The 15,148-nt window shown below is 65.6% G+C and carries 10 protein-coding genes and 1 rRNA gene; 8 read left to right on the top strand and 3 right to left on the bottom strand.

The window, feature by feature from the left end; all coding sequences use genetic code 11:
• The 6 genes from rrf to FRC96_RS18045 all read left to right on the top strand — a co-directional run.
• Positions 1–107 (top strand): 5S ribosomal RNA (rrf, locus tag FRC96_RS18070); the annotation flags it as partial.
• A 231-nt stretch (positions 108–338) separates the two neighbouring features.
• Positions 339–1,553: a threonine ammonia-lyase gene (ilvA, locus tag FRC96_RS18065; RefSeq protein WP_146976552.1), complete on the top strand. Its 1,215-nt coding sequence runs from the start codon at positions 339–341 to the stop codon at positions 1,551–1,553.
• Between the two features lie 57 nt (positions 1,554–1,610).
• The gene (locus FRC96_RS18060; RefSeq protein ID WP_146976551.1) at positions 1,611–2,273 is read left to right on the top strand and encodes a hypothetical protein; all 663 of its coding nucleotides are present in this window, start codon (positions 1,611–1,613) and stop codon (positions 2,271–2,273) included.
• Between the two features lie 25 nt (positions 2,274–2,298).
• On the top strand, positions 2,299–3,084 hold the full coding sequence (locus FRC96_RS18055; protein ID WP_146976549.1) for an SDR family oxidoreductase: 786 nt from the start codon (positions 2,299–2,301) through the stop codon (positions 3,082–3,084).
• Positions 3,085–3,098: 14 nt separating this feature from the next.
• Positions 3,099–4,010 (top strand): tetratricopeptide repeat protein, encoded by a 912-nt coding sequence (locus tag FRC96_RS18050; RefSeq protein WP_146976547.1) that lies wholly within the window; start codon positions 3,099–3,101, stop codon positions 4,008–4,010.
• A 67-nt stretch (positions 4,011–4,077) separates the two neighbouring features.
• Positions 4,078–4,557 carry an FKBP-type peptidyl-prolyl cis-trans isomerase gene (locus tag FRC96_RS18045; protein ID WP_146976546.1) on the top strand — a complete coding sequence of 160 codons (480 nt, stop codon included), beginning with the start codon at positions 4,078–4,080 and terminating at the stop codon, positions 4,555–4,557.
• On the opposite strand, the gene FRC96_RS18040 is transcribed toward FRC96_RS18045, so the two are convergent.
• Positions 4,548–6,245, bottom strand: a complete 1,698-nt coding sequence (locus FRC96_RS18040; protein WP_230470414.1) for a hypothetical protein — start codon at positions 6,243–6,245, stop codon at positions 4,548–4,550. The genes FRC96_RS18045 and FRC96_RS18040 overlap by 10 nt on opposite strands.
• Positions 6,246–6,321: 76 nt before the next feature.
• On the bottom strand, positions 6,322–7,953 hold the full coding sequence (locus tag FRC96_RS18035) for a hypothetical protein (RefSeq protein WP_146976542.1): 1,632 nt from the start codon (positions 7,951–7,953) through the stop codon (positions 6,322–6,324).
• A gap of 89 nt (positions 7,954–8,042) precedes the next feature.
• Here FRC96_RS18035 and FRC96_RS18030 point away from each other — a divergent pair, with 89 nt between their 5' ends.
• Positions 8,043–9,842, top strand: coding sequence for an Ig-like domain-containing protein (locus FRC96_RS18030; RefSeq protein ID WP_230470413.1), 1,800 nt, complete (start codon positions 8,043–8,045; stop codon positions 9,840–9,842).
• A 107-nt stretch (positions 9,843–9,949) separates the two neighbouring features.
• Here the strand turns inward: FRC96_RS18030 and FRC96_RS18025 are convergent, their stop codons facing one another.
• Entirely contained in the window at positions 9,950–10,381 is a 432-nt protein-coding gene (locus FRC96_RS18025; protein WP_146976539.1) for a sigma factor-like helix-turn-helix DNA-binding protein, read from the bottom strand.
• 445 nt (positions 10,382–10,826) lie between these two features.
• On the opposite strand from FRC96_RS18025, the gene FRC96_RS18020 reads away from it, so the two are divergent.
• Positions 10,827–15,077 carry a translocation/assembly module TamB domain-containing protein gene (locus FRC96_RS18020; RefSeq protein WP_146976537.1) on the top strand — a complete coding sequence of 1,417 codons (4,251 nt, stop codon included), beginning with the start codon at positions 10,827–10,829 and terminating at the stop codon, positions 15,075–15,077.
• The last annotated feature ends 71 nt before the right edge of the window (positions 15,078–15,148 follow it).

The raw sequence follows: 15,148 nt of genomic DNA, 5'->3' as shown, positions 1-15,148 counted from the left end.
AGAGCGGAGAGGGTCCACCCGATCCCATCTCGAACTCGGAAGTTAAGCTCTCCAGCGCCGATGGTACTGCGACCGAGAGGTCGTGGGAGAGTAGGTCGCTGCCAACCCTTTATTTAAAAAAACCCGCCCCGTTCTACGTGAGTAGAGCGGGGCGGGTTTTTTTGTGTTTGGAGAAGAGAAGGAGGGAGAGGATGCGTGTTGCCTGGCGCGCTGCGTCAACGATCCTGGCTGGCCGGGGGGCATCGAGCTGAGTATGCTTCGGCCGAGGGAAGGTCGGAGGCGGCGTGTCTTAATCGCAGGAGCGGAAGATGGGTGACGAGGCTACGGGGGGCGGGGCACTGGTGAGTTTTTCGGAGGTGGAGGCGGCGCGCGCGCGCGTGCGAAGCTACATCCCGAGCTCCCCGTGCGCACATAGTGAGGCCTTCAGCGCGCAGTTCGGGTGCAAACTTTACCTGAAGCTTGAGAACATGCTGCGTACCGGAAGTTTTAAGGAGCGTGGCGCGTGCAATAAGCTCTTGCAGCTGAGTGACGACGAGAAAAAGCGGGGGATCATCGCAGCGTCAGCCGGCAATCATGCGCAGGCAGTGGCGCTTTATGCGGCGATGTTCGGCATCGATTCGAAGATTGTAATGCCGGAGGGGACCCCGCTGGTGAAGATCTCTCGTACCCGGGGGTTCGGGGGGCGCGTGGTGCTTCATGGCACGAACTTCGACGCGGCGTTTGCGCACGCGATGGAGCTGGCCGAGGCGGAGGGGCGCATCTTTATTCATCCTTTTGATGATCCGGCGATCATTGCCGGCCAGGGGACTGTCGGCCTGGAGCTCCTGGAGCAGAATCCTTATATCGACACGGTGGTGGTGCCAATCGGTGGAGGGGGGCTGGCCTCGGGGATTGCGATTGCGATCAAGGAGACCAATCCCAAGGTTCGGGTAATCGGCGTGGAGGCGGAGGTGCTCGCCGGCATGACGGCATCGATGGTGCAGCGGGAGGTTGTGGAGCTTCCGGCGGCGACGACGATCTGTGACGGGATCGCGGTGCGGCGGGTCGGGGATCTGGCGTTTGCGACGCTCTCCCATTATCTGGACGATGTGGTGACGGTGAGTGAGGAGGAGGTCGCGAGCGCGATTCTCGTGCTCTTGGAGCAGGAGAAGATGGTGGTGGAGGGGGCAGCGGCAGCGACGATTGCCGCGCTGACTGCCGGCAAGATCGAGAATGTGGAGGGGCGTCGGGTGTGCGCGATTATCAGCGGTGGGAACATCGATGTGAACGTGATCGCGCGTATTATTGAGAGGGGGCTTGCGGCGTCGGGGAGAATATATCGGCTGGACTTGCAGTTGGCCGATACGCCGGGGGCGCTTGCGCAGGTGCTCAGCAAGATTGCGCAGCTCCGAGCGAACGTGCTTGAGATCCACCATAATCGCACCTTCGCCGACGGGGCCCCTTTAGGTATGACCAATGTGGAGCTAAAGTTGGAGACGCGCGGTGTCGAGCATATCGAAGAGCTGCGCGCCGAGATGAAAGCTACCGGGTATCGAATCCTCGATCATTTATGAGGCGTCGGCGCTCGGATGGAATGAAGGGCGTCCGAGGTGGGGCGCAGGGAGACAGGTTTGAAACGAGATTCAAGACGACATGACGGATTGTGTGCGGGGCTGGTGGTGTTTGCCGCGCTGGCGACGTTTGTGGGATGCAAGGGGGAGCCCGCTGCTGATCCAGGCGTGCCCGGCGTTGAGGCGCAGGCGCTGGGAGTTGAGGCGGAGCCCGAGGAGGAGATGGGGGCTGCGACTTCGGGTGAGGTTGAGGAGCGCAAGCATTACTACTCGCCCTACTACCTGACGCTTACGGGCGGCGACTTTGTGTTTCGCACGGTGACGTTTCAGGACGTGGGCATGAAGCAGCCCGAACCGGGTCCGATGGCGCCGGAGGTGTTTGAAGCTATTGCGCACTCGCTGGCCGAGAAGTTCACCGAGCATGAGAAGTTGAGCTTCAGCTCGCAGGTCTTTGTGGATCGCGGTCTGGAAGATCCCAATAACCACCTCTTCTGTGAGTCGGAGCACCTCTACGTGGCGTTGTGGCGGGGGTACTCGCCGGACCGCTGGGGTTACTCGTTGTGGTCGGGCTGTGCGGAGGAGCATCAGTTTGCGTGGGAAGAGGTCCTGGATCCGGTGGGCGTGGATAAGGATCTTCTCGGATCGGTGGAGTATCTTACGGAGAGTATCGCGGAGAGCGTGAGCAAGGCTTCGGAGTCGAAGTGTTTTCTTGCCAACTGTTAACGCGACGTATGTGGGGGCGGTGCCGATGAGCGTGTTCCGAGCGGGTCTCTTTGAGGGGAAGGTGGTGTTGATCACCGGCGGGGGGACCGGCATCGGTCGGGCGTTGGCGCTGGCGTTTGGTGCGTTGGGGGCGACGGTGGTGGTGGCTGCTCGACGGGAGGCTCCGCTCCTGGCCGTGGTCGAAGCGATCGAGGAGCGGGGAGGGCGTGCGCGGATGTACACCCTCGATGTGCGGGATGAGGCGCGGGTTGACGAGGTCGTAGGCCTTGTGTGGAAGGAGTCAGGGGCGGTTGATGTGCTGGTGAACAACGCCGGAGGGAACTTCGTGAGTCCGGCGGTGGCGATGAACGCGCGTGGGTTCAAGGCGGTGCTGGACATCAACCTGGTGGGGACTTTCTTGATGAGTCAGGCGGTGGGGACGCGCTGGCTGGACGAGGGCAAGGGGGGAAGCATTATCAATCTCAGTGCGACCAATGCGGAGGGGGGCTCTCCGCTGATGGCGCACTCCGGGGCGAGTAAGGCGGGGATCAACAGTCTGACGCAGACGCTGGCGGTGGAGTGGGGCGGGGCGGGGATCCGTGTGAACGCGGTGTGTCCCGGTCCTGTGCGGACCGAAGGCAGTGATGAGCGTCTGTGGACGGACGAGGCGCTGGTGGAGCGTGTGGAGGCGGGGATTCCGCTGGGGCGCTTTGCGACGCCGGAGGATGTGGTGGGCGTGGTGATGTTTCTGGCCTCGGAGGCCGGGGCGTTTTTGACCGGGTCGTTGATCGCGCTTGATGGTGGTGAGCGGTTGCGGGGTTTGATCTTTTGAGCGAGGTCGAGAGGGTGTGGACGCGTTTGTATCCAGCGATGGTGTCGGTGTTGGGCGGGGTGGGGTTGGGACTTGCGTTGACGTACCTGGTGGGGGCGTGGCTCTCGGCGCAGCCGGGGTGGGAGCTCTGGTCGGAGTATTTTCGGCCGAAGGCAATGGGGCTGATGCTGGTGCCTTATGTGTTCTTGCTGGCCCATCTTTTGTTACGCGTTCATGTGGGGCATTTTTTGCTGGGCCGGGGGGAGGTTGAGGCCGCCGAGCGCTATGCGAGTCGTCGCGCGCGGCCCTCGATGGTGCGGAGTCGCAGGGAGGCGGCGAACCAACGGGGGGTGTGGGCGCGAGCTCTGGTCAGGCAGGGGCGTTACGCGGAGGCGCGCGAGGTGCTTCTTGGCGGGGTGAGGTTTGCGCCGGGTTATTATGAGGCGGAGCTAAGGCGGTGGTTGATTGAGGTGGCGTTGCGGGAGGGCGATCACGAGGCGGTGCTCGAGCAGTTCGGGCAGCTTGGTGAGGATCTGGGCAAGGGGCATCGTCAGGCGGCGCTGCGGGCGTGTCGTGCGGAGTTGGCGCTGCGTCAGGGGGATATGAAGGGGTATGAAGACGAGATGACGCGCTCGTTGTGGGCCGACCCGGGGCACCCTCGGGCCGGGCTTACGCGAACTCTGGCGATGGTGGAGTTTTCGGGGAAGGCGGCTGAGCGCAGCGATGCGCTGGCGATGCTCGCGCTTGTCGAGAAGCGAGTTGGCGACGAGATTCCAGCGCGTAGGAGTGAATTGGCGGCGTTGCGCGCGTGGCTTCTGGCGGCGGAGGGGCGTGAGGAGGAGGCGCGCCAGGCGCTTGAGGAGTCGTTGTCGGGTCCGCAGGACAGCTGGTCGAAGCAGGTGATTGAGAGCGTACGCGCGGAGATCGCGGCGCCGGAGTCGGCCTGAGACGAGCGCTGGGGACGGGCATCCGTAGCGTTCGAGGTCCAAGATGCGGGTAGGCAGGGATTGTCGTGTGGGGTTGGCCTATAAGGTCCGTGACGGGCGCGGCGAGCTGGTCGAGGAGGTCAGCCGGTTTCAACCGCGCTATTATATTCACGGGTATGAACAGATCTTGCCGGCGTTAGAGCGCTCGCTCAGTGGACTGCACTGCGGGGAGCGCTTTTGCGTGACGTTGAGTTCGGCGCAGGCGTTTGGGCCCTATGATGAGCGTCTGTGTCAGCGGGTGGCGCGCTGGCGATTCCCGGCGGATGTGATGCTCGTAGAGGGGGCGCGGCTGGAGCTGGGGATCGATGACCACGGGTTAGGGATCGCTGCGGGCGCGGTGATGTTTTGCATCAAGGAAGTCGGCGCCGAGGAGGTCGTCGTGGATGGCAATCATCCGCTGGCCGGAAAGGAGCTGACCTTTGAGGGGGAGATCGTCGAGGTAAGGCGGGCGACGTTCAGCGAGCTCGAGGCGATGGGGCCGCCGCCGGGCCAGCGCCTTCATCTCTGAGGTGAGACTAGCCAGCGCAGTGATGTGGGAGGTGTCAGGTCGGACGCTGTTGGGGGAAGCGTCGCGTCGGGCGTCAGCAGCAGGCGCGTGCTCTCACTGAGCGTGCCATCGGGTCGCCAGAGCGCCGGCTGCCGGTCGAGATCTTGAGAGGTGGCCCGCGTGGCGAGGGAGGTCAGGGCGAGGGTCGGTCGGTCTTCGCGGAACTCGAAGGCGATGAGCGCGCGAGCGAGGTCTTCGTGAAGGGTCCAGTGCCCATTACGCTCGGGGACGAGCAGGGTGTGGTCGAAGCTCTCGACCAGGGGGTTGCGCGAGGCGACCAGGGGGAAGTGGGCCAGGGTGAGGCGGCCGGGGCGTAAGGCTCCGTGGGTCGCGTCTTCGGGGAGAAGGTGTTCGAGGATGGCGTCGCGCGTCGGCGCGATGGCGTTGAGTTGCGGGGTCTGGGGCAACCAGGAGCCCAGCGAGTACGTCGGGGCGTCGGTGATAGGGGGACCGGTAACAAAGGCGCGCTCGTTAAGCGTGGCGCACTCCAGAGGGGCGTCTGTGTAGAGGTTGGGGCCGGCTGGCGCGCTTTCGGGGGTTGCGGTCGCCAGAATGAGTTCGTAGGGCGTCTGCTCGAGGTCTTCTCGGAGCTCGGTGATGGGCGTGGAGCTCCACCAGGCCTCGGGGATTAGGAAGCTCGCGCCGATGTTTTGCTGAAGGAGGCCGCCGTTGCCGTAGCGAGGATCGTCGGGGTTGGAGTGGCCGAAGATCAGCGCGCGGATGCGTCTGGCGAGCTCTCGGGCGTCGCGGGAGCGGCCTTCCTCCCAGGGGTCGCCGCCCTGGTCGGGGGGCTCGGCAAAGAAGGGGATCAGCTGTGAGGTCGCGCCCGAGGGAGCGGCGACCGCCAGGGGCAGCGGTGCGTCGCCGAAATGCAGGGTCAGGCGCAGGCGGGAGGGGGCGCTCACCAGACTTTCACAGCGGGTGGGCAGCGGGTTAAGACGCAGACGGGGCGGGGTGGTGGAGGTATCGAGCCGAGCCAGGGCCGGTCCGCTAAGTGTGAGGCTCAGGGGGCCGGCTTCGCTCTGCAGTGTGAGCGCGATGAGGGGTGTTTCCGTGAGATCTTCGAGGGCGTTGGTGCTGCCGAGAAGATCGGCGGGGTAGGCGCGAATGGGCAGATCGGGAAGTTGAATCGACCAGTCGCCGCGGCTGAGGTCGGCCTGAAGATCGAGGATGGCGTAGGGAGCGCCTTCGGTGAACCACCAGGTGGCCTGGTCGCCGTTGTCGGCGTGTGCTGCCAGCGCGGTCCAGCCCTGGTGGGCGAGGTGTTGGGCGTCCCAGTGATGGGGGGTGGGGGCCGGGGTGGGGGCGAAGGTGGAGCCGTCGGGGAGGCGGAGCGTGGCGGTGGAATCGAGCTTCCATTGCAAGGTTGGCGCGTTGTCGTTCAGCGACCAGCGCGGGGCCTGGTCGAGGGGGGGATCGGGAAGTTCGACGGTGGTGTCGAGGGGAGGATCGACCTTTTGAGGCCAGAGCAAGACGGCGGCCATGGCCGCGAGCAGGAGGGCGACCGCGGGGAGCGCGATGCGAAGTCTTGGCGAGAAGTTGGCCATGGGCGGGCCTGGGAGGTCCGTCGGTGTGAACGAGCGTGGTGGAGTCGCGCAGGCCTCGGTGGCGAGGCGCTGCGTGAGGGCCACCGTGGAGTTGGCGAACATGTGCTGGTTGTACGCGCTGCGTGGCGAGTGCGCCAGAAATTGGGGAGGAGAGGTCGGTTGTGGCGAGGGCGGAGCGTCAGAAGAGGGTCCAGATCTCGCGCAGGGCCTCGCGCTCGTACACGCCGGAGGGGGTGTGCAGTTGAAGGCGCGGGGCGTCGGCGATGAGGCGTCGGAGTTCGGTGGCGAGTACGCGCAGGCGGTCGTGGGTGGGGCCGTCGAGCATGGCGAGGCGCTCAAGCCAGGGGCGTGTGGGGAGGGGAGAGGAGGGGAGGTCGGCCGAGAGCGCCAGAGTGTCGCGGTGTGTGATGCGGGCCTCTCGGAGCTCGATGGTGCGCAGGGTGTCGGGTTGCGCCGGCGGGGTCCAGACCAGCCGGGCGTCGGTGAGCTGGCTTAAGATGCGTGCGCGGCGAACCTGCCAGCTTAGCCGACGCGCGCAGGATTGCAGGCGGCGGTAGATGGCGTCTTCGTCGAGGGGGGCGGCGTCGGTGTCTGGATGTGCGGGAGTGTCTTCAGGCTCGTCGTTGGTATCGTCGAGGTCGGGTTCGGGTTCGGGAGGTGGCCAGAGTGAGGCGCCGGCGCGGAGCCAGGCGCTGAGCGGGCCGAAGGTGTGCGTCGTGAGGCGGTGATCGCGCGCGAAGCGCGCGCGGGCCTGGGCGGCCGCGTCGGCGGGCCAGGGCTCCTCCAGCGTCCAGATGGCGAGGGCTTCGTGGAGGGCGCGAAGTGAGAAGAGCGGACCGAAGCGATGGTGCTGCGAGAGGTGCTCGCCGATGTGCGCGTTGCGGTTGAGGTAGCGCGCGGGGCGCTCGCGAGGGAGGAGCGCCTGGTTGTAGGGCGGCGCGAAGTGTTTGATCGCGTCAACCTCGGCCAGGGCGGCTTCTAACGCGGTGGCGTGAGGGTGCGTCTCGACCCGGGCGACCTGGGAGACGAGCTCTTTGCGAGTCTCACTGAGGCCGCGGCGGGTGCGGAAGTAGGAGTTGACCCGCGCGCGAAGGTCGGTGGCTTTGCCGATATAGAGGAGATGATCGGCGCGGTCGTAAAAGTGGTACACGCCCGGGCTTGAGGGGAGGCTCAGGCGGTGCTCACGGTCGATGGCGTAGCGCGACGCCCGCGTATCGGCCGCGGGGGGCGTTGACGGCGCGCTGAGCCAGCGATCGAGCTCTTCGAGGGTGGTGACGCCGTGTTGGTCGTGAAGCAACGCGACGAGGTGGCGCCAGACAAAAAGCGTGGCCTCCAGGTGGCTTGCGGCGCTGTGTTTGGCGCTTAAGCGGTGTCCGAAGTAGCCCGCGATGGCGGTGAGGCCGGCGCGGGGGATCTGCGGGAGGAGGCGCCGCGCGATGGCATGGGTGCACACCCAGCGGGCCTCCAGGTCGGGGAGGGCGTGCTCGACGAAGCGGCGCTCGAAGCGCGCGTAGTGGGCGATGAGGATGGGCTGCGGCGCCAGCACGGAGGCGAACTTCTGCCAGGCGAGCTCCGGTGGGAGGGCGTGGTCGCGAGGCTGATCCAGGTTGTGCATCCTGCGGACGTGCCGTGTCAGTGAGGCATCTTCAGCGAGCGCGAAGGCGATGTTTGAAGGCTGGCTGGAGAGCCCCTGTTGCATGGCGAGCTCCAGCGGTTGCGCTCCGGGCGGGGAGCCGCCGGTGGTCTGCACATCGAGAAAGAGAGCGTCGATGGTGTGGAGGGGAGTGTGTGGGGCTTGTGTTGAGGGCATTCGACCTGTGTTAACCTTTGCAACGCGAAGATGTTTGCGCCCGCGCTATCGCGTCGGCGCAGGCGATGAGGAGCTGCAGCGAGGTGTGTATGCGATGGCGAGCCGGGTGGTGGGTGAAGGTATGTTTTGTGGGGATGCTGCTACTGGGTGGATGTATCGAAGATCCCGACCTATTCCAGCCCCGGGTCGATGCGGACGCCGGCGTCTGTGAGACGCAGACGATTGATTGTGAGGCCGTCGGCGGCTGTGGGCTCTTTGACGATGGGTGTGGTGGGGAGGTGGACTGCGGGCTTTGTCCGGATGAGGAGCGGTTGATGCTTCGGCCGGCGGAGGTTGTGTTGGAGGTCGGGGAGCGCGCGACGCTGGAGGCGTTCTGGCTGGATGCGTCAGGTGAGCGTGAGGTGGAAGAGGCCCTTCGGTGGACGAGCTCGTCGGATGCGGTCGCGGTGGATGCGTCGGGCCAGGTGGAGGCGTTGCGCTTCGGGGAGGCTGAGATCACGGCTGAGTTGGAGGATGGGAGCGCTCGTGCTGAGGCTCGCGTGCAGGTGGCGGCGCCGCTGGCGGCGATGGCGTTGAGCCTGGATCCGGCGCGGGTGCATGTGGGTGAGGGGCGGGAGGTCGAGGTCACATTTATGGATGCGAACGGTGATGAGACCGCGCCGCGGGAGGTCGAGTTTTCGTCGAGTGATCCGACGGTTATGAGCGTCGATGCATCGGGGCGAGTTTACGGCGTGGCCAGCGGTCAGGCCACGCTGCGCGCGCAGGTCGTTGATGTTGAGGCGGAGCTCGCCATCGAGGTGTACTTTGCGTGGAAGGATGTGGCTGCGGGCGGTGCGTTTAGCTGCGGGCTCTCCGAGGTCGGGGAGGCGTATTGCTGGGGGGTGAACACGCGCGGGCAGCTCGGCGATGGCACCCTGGAGGGGCGCGCGGAGCCCCGGGCGGTGCAGGGCGAGCTTCGATTCGAGACGCTCAGTGCCGGACTGAATTTTGTGTGCGGGCTGAGCACCGCCGGGGAGACGTACTGCTGGGGTGGAAACGGCGCGGGACAGGCCGGCGTGGCCCGCACGCAGGAGACAGCGCGGGTGCCCGTGCCTACCCGGCTTGTGCGGCGTGCGCCCACCGACGAGGAGGACGTGATGCTGGAGATGTTGGATGCGAGCGCGGCCTACACCTGCGGCGTGGTGGCGAGCTCGCAGGGCGTGATGTGTTGGGGGGCCAACGATGAAGGGCAGATCGGGCAGGCGCCGGGCGACGCTATTGATACGCCGACGCCGGTGGGCGACGCCTCGTTTTCGGCGGAGCGGGTGGCCACCGCGCATGCGATGACCTGCGCGCAGCGCGACACAGGGGAGGTGGCCTGCTGGGGAAGTCAGGACGTGATGAAGCTTGCGTTTCGAGAGGACGTCGGCAACATCGTGACTTCGCCGGTCGCGCTGGCCACGGAGGTGCGTTTTGAGGTGATGGCGGGTGGCGAGCGCCACTTCTGCGGGTTGACCGCCGACGGTGAGTTGTATTGCTGGGGGATCAACTCCAACGGGGAGCTCGCCAGCGGGGATGGAAACGACCAGGGCGCGCCGCAGCTGGCGGACACAGCCTCTCGCTATGCGGCGCTGGCCGTGGGCACCCATCATGGCTGCGCGATCACCGGGGACCGCGCGCAGCTGGAGTGCTGGGGCGCCAATGATCAGCGGCAGGTCAGTGAGGGCGGGGGCAAAGCCGAGGCGCCGCGTGAGGTTGCGCTGGGCGTGACGGGCTTTGCGGCGGTGAGCGTGGGCACCACCCATAGCTGTGTGGTGACGCAGGGGGGCGACCTGTTGTGTTTTGGGCGCGATGATGAGGGGCAGACCGGCCCGGGAGAGGGGTGGTTGCGCACCCTGCCGCGGTTCTGAGAGGGCGATGCGTTTGTGCGTGGGGTTGAAGCGCATCCCGTCGTTCGAAACGAAAAAAGCGCGCCCCGGCGGGGCGCGCTTTTTTGCGTGTTGAAGGTTGTCGACGCTCAGTCGTCGTACTCGTCGCGCAGCTTTTCCAGTCCGGTGGCCTCGACCTGGCGGATGCGTTCGCGGGTGAGGTTGAGCAGCTCGCCGACCTCTTCCAGGGTGATGCCGCCGCGGTCGGCCACGTCCAGCGCGCAGGTCTCGGAGAGCTCCCAGACTTCCAGGCCCGGGAAGTTCAGCTTGATCGAGCCCGTGTGCGGGTTGACGTCGAGGTAGAGGTGATACTTGCAGGAGACATAGGGGCAGGGGCGCTCGGCCATGCGGCATTGGTCGCGATGGGCGGGGCGCTTGCTCTCGATCGATTCGAAGACCTCGGCGATCTCCTGGCGTTCGGCCTCCGAGAGCTTCTTGAGGGCGATCGTCTTGCTCCGACGAAGCCCTTTGCGGGCGCCGCGTTTGTTTGCGGTGCGCCGTCGCTTCTTGTTCTCAGCCATGCGCGTCGACTGCCTCAGGGGGTTGCGGGTGTGGAAAAACTCTAGCCGAAGGTAAGCCGGGGCTCTCGGATGTGTCAACCACGCTGGTGATGCAGCGATGGGGCAATGCGAGGGCGTGGCGGGCGACGCGATTTCGGTGGGCCGGCGTTGCGGGTGCGCGCCTGCGTATGCGATGGCGTTTGATGAAATCGGCGCGTGGCGACGTCCATAAGGGAGCGGACTCTCTCGACGCTCTTCTCGACGTCGTCGCGGTCGGCGTCAGCGTGCGCCTACAGCGCGGCGGAGGTCGGCGCAGCGTGGCCGGGGGGAGCGTTGGCGGGCTGCGCTCGGAGCGCGGGCGCAATGGTGTTAGAGTGGCGCGCGTTCGGCACGGGAGGCCCTGGAGGGCGGCCCGGGGTTCGCCGCAATGAGGGGCCGACAACGACGGCCTGGCAGTTGAGCGACGATGGCACTTCTCGACGACATTCAGTTTCGGGTCTACCGAAGTTACGTGAAGATCCCGCTGGTCTTCTTTCTGCCTGCGCTCATGCTGATGAGCCTTTGGGCGCTGGTGTACTTCGGGGCGAACCAGCCGGCGGCATGGCGGCTGGTGGAGGGGCAGCTGCACCGGACGCTCGGCGGCCACATTGAGTTCGAGTATGCCCGGCTGGGCCCGAGCCTGACCCGGGTGCGGGGGTATGAGGCGCGGATGCTCACGCCGGATCGCGAGCCGGTGATCGAGGCCCCGGAGCTCTACGCGGACCTCAGCGCGGTGATGCTGCTGGGGGGGCGGCTGGAGTTTGAAGAGGCCTATGTTCGCGAGCCCCGCGTGGGCTTGTATTTCAATGAGGATGGCGAGCTGAACATCCTGCGCGCGCTCGGGGTCGATAAGCGCGAGGATAACGAAGAGAAGGGTGCGCCGCTCTCGGTGGGCTTTTCGCGGGTGCATCTTCAGGATGCGGATTTTGAGTTTGCCGAGACGCGCTTCGACTTCCGGGTGCCCGATATCGTGATCGACGGGGGCAGCGTGTATGTGGAGCCGGAGACGGTGCTCATCAACGTCGACGCGCTGGATATCGCCCGGGCTGATTTTCGTTTTAAGCCGGAGCTCTTCCGCTTTGATGAGGAGCGCGGTGACTGGAGGTTTGAGGTTCGCGACTTCTCGCTGCGGGGCTGGCAGTGGGCCAACCAGGGCTTTGCGGTCGAGGAGGTCATCGCCGATATCGAGGGGTTTGGCCTTCGTTTCGGGGGCACGATGTCCTTTCCGGATGAGGAGAAGGCCGGCGGCGGGGGGATGTTCTACGACGCCTGGGGGCAGCTCTCGGCGCCCTATCACAGCCCGCTGCTGCATTATTTTTTGCAGGACAACCTGCACTTTGACATCGAGCGATTGGATCTGGAGGTGACCGGGAGCCGCGAGGAGATCCGCGGGCACGGGCAGGTCAAGGCGGCGGTGCTCGAGGGCAACGGGCTCTTCTTTGAGGACGTGGAGGGGCGTCTGGAGTTGAACAACCGCTTTGTGACCACCAGCGATCTGAGGGCGTCATTTTATGAGGGGGAGCTGGAGGTTTATGAGGCGTTTTTCAACATTCTGGAGCAGCGTTTCGGGGCGTACGCGCGCATGCAGGATGTGGATCCGGCGCTGGTGGCGCTGGATCTCAAGCAGGACCAGCCCTTTTTGCACGGGAAGATGAGCGGGGAGGCGATGCTCACCGGCGAGCTTCCGGTGGGCTCGGAGTTTGACCCGGAGCGGCCGTATGCGCTCTTGCACGCCGCGCACAGCCGCTTTTTGCAGGTGGAGGTGGCGAGTCAGGTGCGGCTGGTGCGGGACAACGATCTGCTCTTTCCCAATCAGGAGCTTGTGATGGAGCGGGGCAGTCAGGTCTGGCTGGACCCGTGGCGGGTGGGGGTGCCCTATGCGCGGGTGCGCTCGGGCGGCGATCGGCTGCAGATGCGCGGATACATCCAGGATATCGCCTCGATGCGCCTGGCGGATTACGCGCGGCCGCCGCGCTTCTGGGGGACGCTGGCCGATATGGCGCCCTACGCCGACTATTACGGGATGGGTGGGCTGAGCGGGCCGGCGTCGATCGCTATGACGATGGCGGGCTTTGTGGGCAGCCCGGAGCTTGAGCTGGAGCTGCGCATGGAGGAGCCGGGCTGGCGGCTGGACGCGACCAACACGTTGCGTGGCGAGCGCCTGGCGCTCGATTTGAAGCTCGACGAGGGCGACGTGATCATCACCCGCGGGGAGTTCGACTCGAACTTTGGCAACCTGCGGGCCACCGGCAGGGTGGGGTGGATGGCAGGACCGCCCGAGCCGGGGGCACCGCCGCCCTGGCCGACCTTTGAGCAGCGGGCGCGTCAGCCGGTCGATCTGGATGTGGAGGTGCGGGGGTTAGAACTGGCGCTGATCAGCGGCGAGATTCACCCGGAGCTGATGGCCACCGGCAAGCTTGACGCGGAGGTGGAGCTGGGCGGGGCGTTGCAGGGGTTTGCCGGCAACTTCGACGCGCGCTGGGAGGGGGGATCGTTGCGCGGGCAGATGCTGGAGCGCGCGCGCGCTCGCGGAGCGTTCAGCCCGCAGGGGGTGGAGCTTACGCGGAGCTGGGCGAACTTCGGGCCGGCGGGTCGGCTCAGCTTTGAGGGGCGCTATGATTACGACGGCCTGCTCGATATGGAGCTTGAGGGGCAGTCGATGGAGCTCGGGCAGGTGCGCGAGCTGCAGGGGCTACCGATGGCCCTCAGCGGTCAGGCGCGCTTTCATCTCAAGGGGAAAGGCACCACTGAGGCGCCGATCTTCTCGGGGGGGGCCGAGGTCCGAGATCTTGCGCTGGACGGGCGGGTTTACGGGGACGTGGCCGCAGCGATTCACACCCTCAATGGCGTTGTGCATCTGGCCGGGGGGCTGCTGCCCTGGGTGTCGGTCTCGATGGAGCTTCCGCTGGACGGGGAGTCGCCCTATTACGCCCAGGTGGGCATGGAGGAGCTCAACCTGATGGCCTTTATGCCCGAGCTTCGTGACAACGCGATGCTCGATGAGGCGCAGGCCACCGGGGTCAGCGAGGTCTTTATAGAGCGGGACTTCTCGCGCTATCAGGCGCTCTTCTACCTGACGCAACTTCAGGTTGAGAGCCGCGGGCGCACCATCACCAACCGGGGCCCGGTGGCGGTGGGGTATAATAACGGGGAGCTGATTCAGTTTCAGCAGGCCACGCTGGGGAGCGGGGGGCGCTACTTCAACCTCACCGGCGGGGTGTTGCTCGACCCGCAGCTGCTCGATGTGCGGGTGGAGGGGGAGGTTGACCTGGGGCTCTTAGAGAGCGTGCGGGCGGGCTTTCCGGAGTATTTTCCGGACTTCTTTGTGGAGGCCACCGGCAGCGCCCAGATGGATATGCGGGTGAGCGGTCCGCCGGAGAATGTGCTGGCCGAGGGGGTGATCGACTTCGGTCCGAGCGATTGGGATGTGCGTTTTTTGCCCGAGCCCATCGCGTTGCAGGGCGGTCGGATGATCTTTAGCGATCAGGGCATCGAGATCCCGCGCGACAAACCGCTGGCCGGAGTGGTCATCGGCGGGCAGACGCGGGTGGCGGGCACCATCGGGTACCTCGCCAACCAGCCGCGCACCCTCGATCTGCAGATGTGGAGCCATAATATGAGCTACCGCATCCCGGAGATGATGCAGCTGGCCTTCGATACCAACCTGCGCATGCAGGCCACCGACTGGCAGCGCTGGGAGACCTGGTTTGTGACCGGCGATTTAAACATCCTCGACGGGCTCTACACCCAGCAGGTGCGCATTGTGGAGCAACAGCTGGCCGGGCGAGTGCTGGGGGCGTTTAACCGGCGGGCGCAGCGCTATGAGCAGGGCCTCTTTGAGATGATCCCGGCGCTCAACGATGTGCGCTTTGATATGAACGTGCGCGCTCGCGACGGCTTCCGGCTGCAGAGCCTTGTGGAGCGGCTGGAGCTCGATCTGGAATTTCGCTTCGACTTAAGGGTGCGCGACACGCTGGTGGCCCCGCGTATCAGCGGCACGGTCGATGTGATCGACGGGGAGGTTGCGTTTCAGGGGGAGTCGTTTGAGGTGCGTTCGGGGACGGTGCGCTTTGATGATGATGTGGGTAACCCCTACCTCGACATTGTGGCCGGGGCCGATGTGCGCAACACCTGCCGGGAGTCGGACTTTCTCGATGAGCTCAGCTCAAATATGACGCTGAGCTCCAACCTCGACGCCACCGGTCAGGAGTATTATCACATCATCATGAACATCCGCGGGTACCTCGATAACCTGGATCTGCTGATGGAGAGCAACCCCTATGCGGATCAGCGTGATATTTTGAGCCTGCTGCTGACCGGGTGCACCGTCGACCAGCTCACCGCGTCGAGCGCCAGCCGACCGACGCTGGAGATCGCGCTGGGGCCCTTGCTCGGGAGGCTGGAGCGGGAGATTCAGGATGTGGTCAAGGTCGAGGAGTTCACGATCATGCCCGGGGTCGAGCGCACCCAGGTGCGCATCGGCGATACGCTGACCCGGCGGCTCTCCTGGCGTTTTCAGCTGGATACGGGCTTTGCGGATGCGACCGGCGGGCAGCAGTATCAGCTGGAGTATCGCTTAAGCGATCACTGGTCGACCGAGCTCAGCGAGCGCAGCCGCACCGAGACCAACCAGTTTTTGATCGACTTGAAGTTGCGCTACCGGCTGCCTCTGGACTGAGTGCGTTCAGGGCAAAGGGTGTGAGTATGGCGAGTGGTCGGGGCAGACGCCTCGCCGTCAGATGTGGGCCG

Source organism: Lujinxingia vulgaris (genome assembly GCF_007997005.1).
GTDB lineage: Bacteria > Myxococcota_A > Bradymonadia > Bradymonadales > Bradymonadaceae > Lujinxingia.
Note: the sequence above shows the minus strand (reverse complement) of the source record. Positions and strands in the feature narration are given on the sequence as shown.